This window comes from Sphingorhabdus sp. Alg239-R122 (assembly GCF_900537065.1).
Lineage (GTDB): Bacteria > Pseudomonadota > Alphaproteobacteria > Sphingomonadales > Sphingomonadaceae > Alg239-R122.
This window is the reverse complement of record NZ_UNRC01000001.1, coordinates 66,598-78,707: the sequence shown is the minus strand read 5'-3', so window position 1 is coordinate 78,707 and position 12,110 is coordinate 66,598. Positions and strand designations below refer to the sequence as shown.

General features: G+C 53.8%; 11 protein-coding genes. 9 read left to right on the top strand and 2 right to left on the bottom strand.

The annotated features are described in order from the left end of the window. Position 1 precedes the first annotated feature (1 nt). From G6Q15_RS00405 to G6Q15_RS00385, 5 genes are read left to right on the top strand one after another with little or no spacing between them, the layout of a single operon-like run. Positions 2-631 (top strand): phosphoribosylanthranilate isomerase, encoded by a 630-nt coding sequence (locus G6Q15_RS00405; protein WP_164114421.1) that lies wholly within the window; start codon positions 2-4, stop codon positions 629-631. Then, entirely contained in the window at positions 628-1,869 is a 1,242-nt protein-coding gene (gene trpB, locus G6Q15_RS00400; protein WP_164114419.1) for a tryptophan synthase subunit beta, read from the top strand. The genes G6Q15_RS00405 and trpB overlap by 4 nt, the downstream gene beginning before the upstream one ends. Then, positions 1,866-2,648 carry a tryptophan synthase subunit alpha gene (gene trpA, locus G6Q15_RS00395; protein WP_164114417.1) on the top strand — a complete coding sequence of 261 codons (783 nt, stop codon included), beginning with the start codon at positions 1,866-1,868 and terminating at the stop codon, positions 2,646-2,648. Before trpB ends, trpA begins: the two co-directional genes overlap by 4 nt. 18 nt (positions 2,649-2,666) lie before the next feature. Beyond that, on the top strand, positions 2,667-3,521 hold the full coding sequence (gene accD / locus G6Q15_RS00390) for an acetyl-CoA carboxylase, carboxyltransferase subunit beta (RefSeq protein WP_164114415.1): 855 nt from the start codon (positions 2,667-2,669) through the stop codon (positions 3,519-3,521). A gap of 21 nt (positions 3,522-3,542) precedes the next feature. After that, positions 3,543-4,874: a folylpolyglutamate synthase/dihydrofolate synthase family protein gene (locus tag G6Q15_RS00385; RefSeq protein WP_164114413.1), complete on the top strand. Its 1,332-nt coding sequence runs from the start codon at positions 3,543-3,545 to the stop codon at positions 4,872-4,874. Here the strand turns inward: G6Q15_RS00385 and G6Q15_RS00380 are convergent. Both G6Q15_RS00380 and G6Q15_RS00375 read right to left on the bottom strand, forming a co-directional pair. Next, positions 4,871-6,568: an MFS transporter gene (locus G6Q15_RS00380; RefSeq protein ID WP_240330679.1), complete on the bottom strand. Its 1,698-nt coding sequence runs from the start codon at positions 6,566-6,568 to the stop codon at positions 4,871-4,873. The two genes, G6Q15_RS00385 and G6Q15_RS00380, sit on opposite strands and share 4 nt — an antisense overlap. A gap of 106 nt (positions 6,569-6,674) precedes the next feature. Continuing rightward, on the bottom strand, positions 6,675-7,109 hold the full coding sequence (locus G6Q15_RS00375; RefSeq protein ID WP_164114411.1) for a response regulator: 435 nt from the start codon (positions 7,107-7,109) through the stop codon (positions 6,675-6,677). 175 nt (positions 7,110-7,284) lie between these two features. On the opposite strand from G6Q15_RS00375, the gene G6Q15_RS00370 reads away from it, so the two are divergent. The 4 genes from G6Q15_RS00370 to G6Q15_RS00355 all read left to right on the top strand — a co-directional run bounded on the left by G6Q15_RS00370 (position 7,285) and on the right by G6Q15_RS00355 (position 11,938). Next, positions 7,285-8,088, top strand: a complete 804-nt coding sequence (locus tag G6Q15_RS00370; protein ID WP_240330694.1) for a pseudouridine synthase — start codon at positions 7,285-7,287, stop codon at positions 8,086-8,088. A gap of 9 nt (positions 8,089-8,097) precedes the next feature. Next, positions 8,098-8,640, top strand: a complete 543-nt coding sequence (gene rsmD / locus G6Q15_RS00365; protein ID WP_164114407.1) for a 16S rRNA (guanine(966)-N(2))-methyltransferase RsmD — start codon at positions 8,098-8,100, stop codon at positions 8,638-8,640. A gap of 51 nt (positions 8,641-8,691) precedes the next feature. Next, the gene (locus tag G6Q15_RS00360; RefSeq protein ID WP_164114405.1) at positions 8,692-10,992 is read left to right on the top strand and encodes a UvrD-helicase domain-containing protein; all 2,301 of its coding nucleotides are present in this window, start codon (positions 8,692-8,694) and stop codon (positions 10,990-10,992) included. 106 nt (positions 10,993-11,098) lie between these two features. Beyond that, positions 11,099-11,938, top strand: coding sequence for a hypothetical protein (locus G6Q15_RS00355; protein WP_164114404.1), 840 nt, complete (start codon positions 11,099-11,101; stop codon positions 11,936-11,938). Positions 11,939-12,110 lie beyond the last annotated feature (172 nt).

Here is a 12,110-nt window from a genome sequence, read left to right as displayed (position 1 = left end):
TATGACCCAGATAAAGATTTGCGGGCTGTCGAGCCCTGAGACCATAGAAGCCGCCATCGATGCAGGGGCAACCCATATCGGCATGGTGCATTTTCCTGACAGCGCGCGTCATGTGCCTTTTCAAAAAGCCGCCGAATTGTGTGAAATAGCGCGCGGCAGAGCAAAAGTCGTGCAGTTGCTCGTCAATGCCGATACCAAAACGACTGGGCAGGCCATCGATATAGTCAGGCCGGATATTATCCAGTTCCATGGCCGCGAAACGCCCGAATGGATTGATTTGGTTAAAAAGAAGACTGGCTTGGAAGTCTGGAAGGCCGTGGGTTTGCGCGATGCAGGCACACTTGAGCGCAACGAACGATTTCAAGGGATTGCCGATTGCATCCTGTTCGATGCACCTGCCAAAAAACTGCCTGGCGGTAATGGTGAAGCGGCAGACTGGTCGCTGCTACATGATTTCCAGCCCGGCTATGCATGGGGTCTGGCGGGCGGTCTATCACCGGATAACATCGCCGATGCGATCCGCCAGACAGGCACGCCGCTTGTGGATGTATCTTCTGGCGTCGAATCTGCACCCGGCGTGAAAGATGTGGACAAAATCCATGCCTTTTGCCAAGCCGTGCAGCAGCTATGACAGAAACACAAAATTCCCCAAACTCCTATCGCAGCCAACCCGATGATCGCGGGCATTTTGGTGATTTTGGCGGACGTTATGTCGCCGAAACACTCATGCCGCTCGTGCTCGATCTGGAAAAACATTACAAAGCGGCCAAGATTGATCCGGAATTCAAAGCTGAATTTGACGACCTGCTCGAACATTATGTCGGTCGCCCCAGCCCACTTTATTATGCCGAACGGCTAACCGAAGATGTGCGCAACAATGCACCTGAAGGCAAGGGTGCTGAAATCTGGTTCAAACGTGACGAGCTTAATCATACTGGCGCGCACAAGATCAACAATTGCATCGGCCAGATACTGCTCGCCAAACGCATGGGCAAGACACGGATCATTGCCGAAACCGGTGCAGGCCAGCATGGCGTGGCCACCGCAACGGTCTGCGCGCGCTTTGGCCTGCCCTGCGTCATTTATATGGGTGCACGCGATATGGAACGGCAACAGCCCAATGTATTTCGTATGAAGCTGCTCGGCGCGGAAGTTATTGGCGTGGAAAGCGGTGCACGCACACTTAAGGACGCGATGAACGAGGCGTTGCGCGACTGGGTCGCCAATGTGCATGATACATTTTATATTATCGGTACGGCGGCGGGACCCCATCCCTATCCTGAACTGGTCCGCGATTTTCAAAGTGTAATTGGCCGTGAGGCACGCGCACAGATGATGGGACGCACAGGCCGCCTGCCCGACCTGCTGGTGGCGGCTATTGGCGGTGGATCGAATGCCATTGGGTTATTTCATCCGTTTTTGGATGATGCTGACGTGGCTATGCTGGGCATTGAAGCCGCGGGCGAAGGCCTGAAAAAAAAGCATGCAGCTTCGCTTGCGGGCGGAGAGCCCGGTATACTGCACGGCAATAAAACCTATCTGTTACAGGATGAAGACGGACAGATTGACGAAGCACATTCGATCAGCGCTGGTCTTGATTATCCTGGCATCGGCCCCGAACATAGCTGGCTCAGCGATATTGGCCGCGTCGAATATGACAGCTGCACCGATGAGGATGCACTGGCCGCGTTCCAGCAATTGTGCCGTACTGAAGGTATTATTCCCGCACTTGAGCCCAGTCATGCCATATCCGCCGTCGTAAAACGTGCCGCACAAATGGATAGAGGTCAGATCATTCTGGCCAACCTGTGCGGCCGCGGCGACAAAGATATTTTCACCGTGGCAGATGCTTTGGGAGTGGAAATGTGACCCGTCTTTCCAACTCATTCCCGCCTGACCGCGCGAGCCTCGTCGCTTTTATCACCGCTGGCGATGGAGATACCGCGGCCAATCTCGACGCACTGGTCGAAGGCGGCGCGGATATTATCGAACTCGGCATGCCTTTTACCGATCCCATGGCGGATGGCCCGGTGATTCAGCTTGCCAATTTGCGCAGCCTGAGTGCGGGAACAACAACCGCCGATATATTTGCCATTGCCAAGGATTTTCGCGCGCGCCACCCAAATGTCCCGCTGATCCTGATGGGCTATGCCAATCCGATGGTTCGGCGCGGGGCACAGTGGTTTACAGGTGCTTGCACCGATGCAGGTGTGGACGGCATTATCTGCGTCGATATACCTGCCGAAGAAGATGATGTACTCGGACCGGCATTGCGTGAGGCCGATATAGCCAATGTCCGTCTCGCCACACCTACCACGGACGCAGAGCGGCTTCCCGCGGTCCTACAAGGCGCGACAGGCTTTCTCTATTACGTCTCAGTTGCGGGCGTCACGGGCAAGCAGCAGGCGGCACAGGCCAGCATTGAAGGCGCTGTCGCTGCGCTCAAGTCGCAAACCGACCTGCCCATCGCAGTGGGTTTTGGCATTCGCACGCCGGATCAGGCCGCAGCAGTTGCAAAAACGGCAGATGGCGTGGTTGTTGGCTCTGCTATTGTCGAAATTATCGCCGAGCATGGCGGCAATGCTGCACCGCATGTTCGTGATTATGTAAAAAGCCTGTCATCAGCTATACATGATGCCAGAAAATAATTTGCAAGGATAAACCCCATGAGCTGGTTCAGCAAAGTCCGCAATGCCATTCCCTTTATCGCCAAGCGTGAAACAGAAGATAATCTTTGGCACAAGTGCAAAAATTGCCAGGAAATGGTGTTTCTGAAAGAGTTTGAAGAAAACCAGTCTATTTGTCCTATGTGTGACCATCATGGCCGTATCGGTGCGACGGTGCGGTTTGTTCAGATGCTTGATGAAGGCAGCTGGGAAGTGCTGGAGGCGCCGGAAGTACAAAGCGACCCGCTCAAATTCAAGGACAGCAAAAAATATGCCGACCGTATGAAAACGGCGATGGCGGATAATGATTATCCCGACGCGCTGACCAACGCCAGCGGCACTATTCAAGACCACCCGGTCGTTATGGGCGTGCAGGAATTCGGCTTTATGGGCGGTTCCATGGGCCTTGCCGTGGGCGCAGCCTTTGTCAATGGCGTGAACCATGCCATTGACAAAAAATGCCCCTATATCATCTTCACCGCTGCGGGCGGTGCACGGATGCAAGAGGGCATTTTGTCGCTGATGCAGATGCCCAAGGCGACGGTCGCCATTAATCAGATGCGCGCGGCGGGCCTGCCCTATATTGTTGTCCTGACTGACCCGACCACCGGCGGGGTCACGGCCAGTTACGCTATGCTGGGTGATATCCAGATTGCCGAACCCGGTGCATTGATCGGTTTTGCAGGACAGCGCGTGATCCAGGACACTATCCGCGAGAAACTGCCCGAAGGGTTCCAGCGCGCAGAATATCTGCTCGATCACGGGATGATAGACATGGTGGTTCACCGCAAGGATTTGCGTGATAAGCTGGCAAGTGTAATTGATTACACAATGAGCGGCATCAAGGCCGCCTGATACACATAACCGGAATTTCAGATGGCCGACGGTGCAATATCCGATAATGCCGCCGTACAGGCGCAGCTTGACCGGTTGAGCAACCTGTCGCCCGGACGTGATGTGCTGGGTCTGGAACGGATTACTGCATTGCTTGACGCGCTTGGCAATCCACAGGATAAGCTGCCTCCTGTTTTTCATGTTGCCGGAACCAATGGCAAGGGCTCCACCTGCGCGTTCCTGCGCGCTGCGATCGAAGCAGCGGGGTATACCGCACATGTTTTTACCAGTCCGCATCTGGTCCGTTTCAACGAACGTATCCGTGTCGCGGGACAATTGATTGATGACGATAGGCTGGCACAGGCACTGTCGCGCGTTCTTGATAATGCAAGCAATATCAACCCCAGCTTTTTTGAAGTCACGGCAACCGCGGCACTGCTTGTTTTTACCGAAAACCCTGCTGATGCCGTAATACTCGAAGTAGGGCTTGGCGGGCGTCTTGACGCCACCAATGTCGTGGAAAAACCCGCAGTCTGCGGCATCGCCAGCCTGGGGATCGACCATGAAGCTTTTCTCCTCAGCGAAGAAGACGGCGTACCTTCTGCACCAATGGACCGGATCGCCTTTGAAAAAACCGGTATCGCCAAAAAAGATGTGCCGCTTGTAACGCAGAGATATACACCGTCCATGACCGAAACAATTGCCACACAGGCCAGTAAAGTCGCCGCACCTATACACGCACGCGGCGAAACCTGGGATGCCATCGCTTACGAAAATGCCCTGCATTACCGTGATATACGCGGCAAAATGTCACTTCCCCTGCCCCGTATGGCAGGCGCGCATCAGGCTGATAACGCCGCGCTGGCCATTGCCATGCTGCGGCATCAACACAAGATACACATTCCCGAAAGCGCATTCGCCGCGATGATGGAATGGACCGACTGGCCTGCACGGTTGCAGCGCCTTGTAGATGGACCTGTGACGCAAAAGCTAGGCAGCAAAAATCCAATATGGTTGGATGGCGGACACAATGCCGACGCTGGAGCAGTTTTAGGTGTGCATTTTGATGAACTGGATGCGCCTGTGCACCTAGTCCTCGGTATGTTGTCCAACAAGGATCCCGCAGCGATGATCGCCCCGCTTTTACCACGCCTGAAATCCATCCACCATGTGCCCGTGCCAAATCACGACTATCATTCCCCTGAAGCCTTTATGGCGAGCACCGCCAAGGCAGGGCTTGAAGTTCAAGCGGATGAGGATGTTGCAGTAGCACTGGCAGCGATTACCCCGGCGCATGGCGACCATATCCTGATCGCAGGTTCGCTCTATCTCGCAGGTGCCGTGCTGAAGGCCAACAGGCAGCTGCCTGTTTAAACCATGCCTGCCGCTGGCACACCCGCTCCGGACTTACCCTGCCGCTTCACGCGGATCCATTCGGCAATGCACAGCGCCACAGCCAGCAGGCCGAGCGAGGCAGTAAACAGAAAGATATTGTAATAGCCTTCGCGTTCGATCATCTCGCCCAGCGCCCCACGGCCCAATGTGCCCACAAGGAATGTCAGCGATGACAGCAAGGCATATTGCACCGCGCTATATGTCTTGCTCGTAATCGATGAGAGATAAGCCACAAAGGCCGCACCAGCGAGACCACCTGCCAGGTTTTCACCCGTAATTGCGAGCATCAGCCGCGACATGCGCTCGTCCTGCCCGAACAGACCGACCAGCCATGTAAAACCGGAATAATAGCCGACAATGTCCATCGCCCGGCCACCGGAAGCGAGATCGGCATAGAGCAGGTTACTGGCAGCCGCAGTTACAGCGCCCAATGTCAAGGTCGCCATGCGACCGATAAAAGTGAATAATATACCGCCAAGCGCAATGCCGAGCATAGTCATGCCGACACCAAAGAATTTGGACGCCACCGCAACCTCGCTTTTCGTATATTCAAGCTCATTGAGATAGAACGGATAGGCAAAGGAGCCCCAGATCGTATCGGTAATCCGATAAGACAAAATCAACGCAAGTACCAATATCGCGGCCCAGCCAAGACGCCCGATAATATCAGTGAGCGGCAACAACAATGCGCGATAGCCATGATCAACAACACGGTCCGCCGCACTTTGCACTTCAACCGCTTCATGGATGACGTATTTGCCAGTCCGCCGCCAATATTCCAGTACAGCAGAGATAATGGCCGGTAAAATAACCGTCGCAACAACAATGATCGGCCCCTGATACTTGATGAACTCCACTGAATCCGGTCTGAGGTCAGGGTCAGAGCCAAGCGATGCAATCATGAAACGGATTACGGTCACCAACGCCCAGCCCCATAGCAGGCCAACCATCATTAGCGCCGTCGAGCGGATTTTCGGGTCCAGCGATCCGGGTTGACGCAATTCGTCATTTTCCGCTTTGACAATTGCAGCTTCCGTATCCGGTGCAAAAAATGAAACGCAACCAACAGCCAGCATTGCCAGTCCCATCAGGAAATAGACAAAAGGCCAGTCATAGGCATCGGCCAGAAACAGCGCGAGCGCGCCGCCGACAAGAGCCGCAATCCGGTATCCGAGCTGATAAACTGTCGAAAGCATGTCGACCGTCGCAACCTCATCAGCCACATCAACACGCCATGCATCAATCACCACATCCTGCGTTGCCGATGCAAAAGCGCCGAAGCCAGCCAGCAGCGAGAACCAGCCCAGCGACGTTTCCGGATTAAGCGTGGACAGCACGATAAAAATCGCGCCAAGCAGGAACTGTGCAGGAATAAGCCAACTTTTACGCCGCCCGAGCTTGTTTAGCAGCGGCAGTTTCAACCGGTCCACAATCGGCGACCACAGGAATTTGAATGCATAAGCGAGGCCGATGAGCGAGAATACCCCCATGGTCTCCAGGTCGACCTTTGCGTCAGACAGCCATGCGTAGAGTGTTCCTAGTAGCAGCGCATAAGGCAATCCGGCAGAAAACCCGAATACGAACATGATACCCGTTTTGCGCTGCCCTAATGAGGCAATCAACTTGCGGAAACCCGGTTTTTGAGGCGCCTTTGCGGCGGTCGTGCTTGTCACTCAACATCCTCCACTATCATGTGGTGTAACTGGGATGAGACACTAACCACGAAAACATGCAAATAACAGCTGTGCCGCAGTGCAGGCTGTGGATATATATCCCAGGTTAATCTTCTACCGGATGATAGAGCGTCAGAGCGCGCGGCATGGATTTCAGCTTTTCGCCGCGAATGAGTAGGTCCACAGCCTGCACGGCGCGCACCAGCTCTTTCGCCGAATAAGGTTTGGTCAGGCATCCTGCCGCCAGTTCGCGCGCTTCTTTCGGGCAAGCGCCAGTGGCAAAAAGAACGGCAATGCCTCTGTCATGCGCCGCTTTCGCGACATCCACACCGCTATCACCACCACGCAGCCTGATATCAGCAAGCACGAGCTGCACCTGCTCCTTTTCCATCCAGCTCATCGCTTCGGCGGCATTGTCCAGTGTCGCCACAACTTTGTATCCCGCTTCTTCCAGATGCAGCTCATTATCGAACGCCACCAGAGGTTCATCCTCAACAATAAGGATGTTCCGGATCGTTTTTTTGAATCTTCGAAAAAACATGCTGATTTCCAATGGTTTGAAACTGTCTCGATATTTGTGCAGATATTGCCAGTTTGGCCATGCAATTTCAATCAGGTCCCGCTATAGAATTACTTCTATGAACACAAAAAAAACAAATAGCACCCCTTCTGAAAATACCCGGCAAAATGCCGGATGGTCGCCAACAGACGAACCCATGCGCTGGGTGGACGAAGATGAGGACACAGCACCCACCTCCCCCAAAAAAGATGGCAGTGGTCAGAAAGGCCAGCGAATTGCCAAACTGCTGGCACGTGCCGGGGTAGCATCGCGGCGTGAAGTCGAACGAATGATCACCGCCGGGCGCATTGCGATTGACGGCAAGGTGCTGGACACCCCCGCCACCATATTGGAAAGCCTGCACGGTGTGACCGTAGATGGTAAAACTGTCGGCACGCCCCTGCCCACCAAATTGTTCGGTTTTCACAAACCCCCTGGCATGCTCACCACCGAACATGATCCAAAGGGACGCAAAACCATATATGATCATCTGGAAGCGCACACAAAGGAACCGTTGCCGCGCCTAATGCCGGTGGGCCGGCTCGACTATAATACCGAAGGCCTGCTGCTGATGACCAATGATGGTGAATTCAAGCGCCAGCTCGAACTGCCCAGCACAGGCGTAGAGCGCAGTTACCGCGCCCGCGCCTTTGGTGAAGTGTCGCAGCAACAGTTGGAAGACCTTTTTGACGGGATAGAAATTGAAGGTATCCGCTATGGCCCGATACAGGCCAATCTGGAACGTCGCACCGGGCATAATCAGTGGATTGAAATGACGCTGACCGAGGGCAAAAACCGCGAAATCCGTCGCGTTCTGGAACATCTGGGGCTGAAAGTAAACCGCCTGATCCGTACCCGTTACGGACCATTCAAGCTCGACGAATTGCCCAAAGGCGATATTGTTGAAATCCGTGCCTATGACGTAGTGCAATTCCGCAAAACACTTGGCAAAAAGAAATAGGATAACTCCATGCGTATCATAGCCGGTGAATGGCGGGGTCGTAAAATTAAAGCTCCTGCAGGCGACACCACGCGGCCAACCGCCGACCGCACACGCGAGACACTGTTTTCTATGCTCAATAGCCGGCTCGGCGGTTTTGAAGATCTGTCTGTGATGGATCTTTTTGCCGGCAGTGGTGCACTGGGACTGGAAGCGCTCTCACGCGGTGCCGCTCGCTGCATATTTGTAGAACAGGACCGCAACGCGGTAGATGCACTGCAGGGCAATATTGCCGCACTTGGAGCAAAAAGCGCAGATATACGCGCGCAGTCAGTGCTCTCACTGGGAACAGCGGTAAAACCTTATGACCTGGTGATGATGGACCCGCCCTATAATACCGGCGCAGGTGGCGTGGCACTCGACAAGCTGGCACGACAGGGCTGGATCGGTTCTGGTAGCTGGATCAGCGTGGAAACTGCGCGAGGTGAAGACTTGCTCGCCAAGGGGTTTGAAGTCGACACTGTCCGTAATGTCGGTAAGGCAAAACTACATATTTTGCGTCTCCACGCTTGAATCAGTGCCAAGCCTCTTCCATTCTGTTCCCCAATCGTTCACATAAGCCTGATGTCCGAAACCCCTGCCCCGACAGCTGAAAACGAACCTCGCTATCTGCGCGATCTCAACCCGCCGCAGCGTGAGGCTGTGCTCACCACTGAAGGACCCGTGCTGGTGCTAGCAGGTGCTGGCACTGGCAAGACAGCCGCGCTCACCGCGCGGCTCGCTCACCTGATTTACACCCGCAAAGCATGGCCTTCAGAAGTCCTGGCAGTGACGTTCACCAACAAGGCTGCACGTGAAATGCGTGAGCGTGTCGGCGCGCATATTGGTCCGGCAGTCGAAGGTATGCCATGGCTCGGCACGTTTCATTCCATCGGTGCAAAGATGCTACGCCGACATGCCGAACTGGTCGGTCTTAAATCCAACTTCACCATTATCGACACCGACGACCAGCTCCGCCTGATCAAACAGATCATTCAGGCAGCAGAGATTGACGATAAACGTTATCCGGCGAAACAGCTCGCGGGTCTGATCGACCGCTGGAAGAACCGGGGCCTGAACCCTGATGATCTGGATGCAGGCGATAGTGAAGCCTACGCGCAGGGCCGCGGACAAGACTTGTACCGCATGTATCAGGAACGGTTGAAAACCCTCAACGCTTGCGATTTTGGCGACCTGTTGCTGCATATATTAAACCTGCTCAAAAATGACCGGCAAGTACTGGAGGAGTATCAAAAACGCTTCAAATATATCCTGGTTGACGAATATCAGGATACCAACAGCAGTCAGTATCTCTGGCTCCGTCTGCTTGCGCAGGAGCGCAAGAATATCTGCTGTGTCGGTGATGATGACCAGTCGATTTACAGCTGGCGCGGCGCGGAAGTCGCCAACATCCTGCGCTTTGAGAAAGATTTTCCTGGCGCGAAAGTCATCAAGCTGGAGCAAAATTACCGTTCCACTCCGCAGATACTGGCCGCCGCATCGGGTCTGATTGATGCCAATAGCGACCGGCTTGGCAAGACACTGTGGACGGACCTGGACGAAGGTGATGCTGTGCAAGTGCTGGGCGTTTGGGACGGCCCTGAAGAAGCACGGCGCGTTGGTGAGGAGATTGAATCGCTCCAGCATAAGGGTGTATCGCTTAATGATGCTGCAATCCTTGTGCGCGCGCAGTTCCAGACACGCGAGTTTGAGGATCGGTTCATTTCCATAGGCATGCCTTACCGCATTATCGGCGGATTCCGTTTCTATGAACGCGCGGAAATCCGCGATGCACTGGCCTATCTGCGGATCATCAATCAGCCGGCAGACGACCTCGCATTTGAACGGATCGTCAACACACCGAAGCGCGGACTTGGTGATAAGTCGATTGAGAAAATCCACCGCCTTGCCCGCACCACGCAAACTCCGCTTAGTACGGCGGCTAACGAAATCGTGCAGACCGATGAGCTTGCGGCCCGTGCGCGAGGCTCCCTTGCCGAACTGATGCAGAATATCAGGCGCTGGCGCGACATGATCGGCGAAACCAACCCTGCGGAACTCGCACGTATCTTGCTCGATGAAAGTGGTTATACCACCGCGCTACAGGCCGAACGCAGCGTCGAAGCATCAGGTCGGCTCGAAAACCTCTCCGAACTGGCGCGCGCGATAGAGGAATATGAGACACTCGGCGATTTTCTGGAGCATGTCAGCCTTGTGATGGACAATGATGCCGCCACCGAGGAAGCAAAAGTCACAATCATGACCATCCATGCTGCCAAAGGACTGGAATTTCCGCATATCTTCCTGGTCGGCTGGGAGGAAGGCGTTTTTCCATCACAGCGCGCGCTGGATGAAGGCGGCATGGCAAGCCTGGAGGAGGAACGTCGCCTCGCCTATGTCGCAATTACCCGCGCACGGCAGAGGTGTACGATCCTCCACGCCGCCAACCGGCGCATCTATGGACAATGGACCAGCTCTATCCCATCACGCTTTATCGAGGAGCTTCCCAAAGAGCATATTGAGGAAGATTCAACCATGAGCGGCGGCGCATCTATGTGGCGCGCGAACTTTTCCGAGCGCGATGATCCGTTCGCATATGTTGCCGCCAGCGCGCCCGAACGCGCCCAGCACCGCGGCCCGGGCTGGAAACGCGCCACTAGCCTTACCGGTGGCTATGACCCCGCACCACAACGTATCAGCGAGAACCGCCGCAGTGCCGTCAGCCTGGGCAATAAAGGCCGCACGGACATCACCGTGGGCGACCGTGTCTTCCACCAGAAATTTGGCTATGGTATCGTCGCCGAACAGGAAGGCAATAAATTGGAAATAGATTTCGAAACGAGTGGACGAAAGCGTGTGCTCGACAGTTTTGTCGAATCCACTTAAAGTAACAACCTAAATTTATTTAATATAAGATTCTAATGCATACATTTTCAAATTAATGCCAATCTGCTATCTCTTGATTTACTAATTCAATTTAAGGGGTATCAGAATGACAAAACTATTCGCATGGGTTACCCCAGCTTTTATTCAGGGGTCACCTGCTGATCATACTTGGGTAACAACATATGACAGCAGAGAAAAAGCATATTCATCCCTTAAGAAGGTTGAAAACGACGGTGAGGACTATTGGATGTGCTGGGGCAGCTTTCATAAAGTAGGGGAGCCAACTGAACCCATAGCCATGGGACAGGCGAACCTGGCTGTCGCTCGCTGTCTTGTAAAGTCCAATGCGGACTCCCGTGATATCCCCGCCGCAAGGGGCACGATATTCAAATATGGCGTCGACGGGGTCTGTCATCAATTGGCAAACCAAGTGTTGTTTTCTACAGGCACCGCCAAAACCAAGCCCCTAACTGTCAAAAAAGCCCGCTGGTACCGTGTAAGTTCATTCCTATATGGTATGTATGGACGGCGACAGAAAGTTGCCTGGCAACAAAAAATTGAACATTGCGCCCAACAAATAATATCAGGTGCACCACATGAATTTTCTGATGCCGCTAGAAGTAAGATCATTGCGACTGGAAAAAATATGGAATTTGATGATTTTGAAGAACATGCTCAGGACGTACTGTCAGATGAGCCCATATTGCTCGCGAAACTGCTGGAATTGCGCAGCGAAGTACAGGCATATATCGCGCGGGATATACCCGGCTTTGAATCACCCAGCGCAGAAATGCTGAACGCTCAAAACCAGCATATGATGGATCAGGCAGCACTTTTGCTTGGTGATGAAAAATTTGAACAGGTTTTTGGCATTAAGGTTGGAGAGCGGATTGCACTGGTCGACCCAGACATTTTAAATAAACGCGCACAATCCGTACAAAACTAAGTAAGTAAACCTCACTCAAGCCTTTTTCTGCACTTCAGTTGTCAGAAAAAGTTTTGATGACTCCCCTTTGCCAGCCTCTGATCAATGTCAATCAAAGTCGCGATCAATCTGGTCAAAGAACTCCTCTGTCTATCCGGGTGTAACAGAAGGTTTAGCGTATCAGTGGACAAAG

Coding starts and splice junctions, on each gene's coding strand:
- G6Q15_RS00405 (WP_164114421.1), top strand. CDS start 2: ATGACCCAGATAAAGATTTGCGGGCTGTCGAGCCCTGAGACCATAGAA.
- trpB (WP_164114419.1), top strand. CDS start 628: ATGACAGAAACACAAAATTCCCCAAACTCCTATCGCAGCCAACCCGAT.
- accD (WP_164114415.1), top strand. CDS start 2,667: ATGAGCTGGTTCAGCAAAGTCCGCAATGCCATTCCCTTTATCGCCAAG.
- G6Q15_RS00385 (WP_164114413.1), top strand. CDS start 3,543: ATGGCCGACGGTGCAATATCCGATAATGCCGCCGTACAGGCGCAGCTT.
- G6Q15_RS00375 (WP_164114411.1), bottom strand. CDS start 7,109: ATGTTTTTTCGAAGATTCAAAAAAACGATCCGGAACATCCTTATTGTT.
- G6Q15_RS00370 (WP_240330694.1), top strand. CDS start 7,285: ATGCGCTGGGTGGACGAAGATGAGGACACAGCACCCACCTCCCCCAAA.
- rsmD (WP_164114407.1), top strand. CDS start 8,098: ATGCGTATCATAGCCGGTGAATGGCGGGGTCGTAAAATTAAAGCTCCT.
- G6Q15_RS00360 (WP_164114405.1), top strand. CDS start 8,692: ATGTCCGAAACCCCTGCCCCGACAGCTGAAAACGAACCTCGCTATCTG.
- G6Q15_RS00355 (WP_164114404.1), top strand. CDS start 11,099: ATGACAAAACTATTCGCATGGGTTACCCCAGCTTTTATTCAGGGGTCA.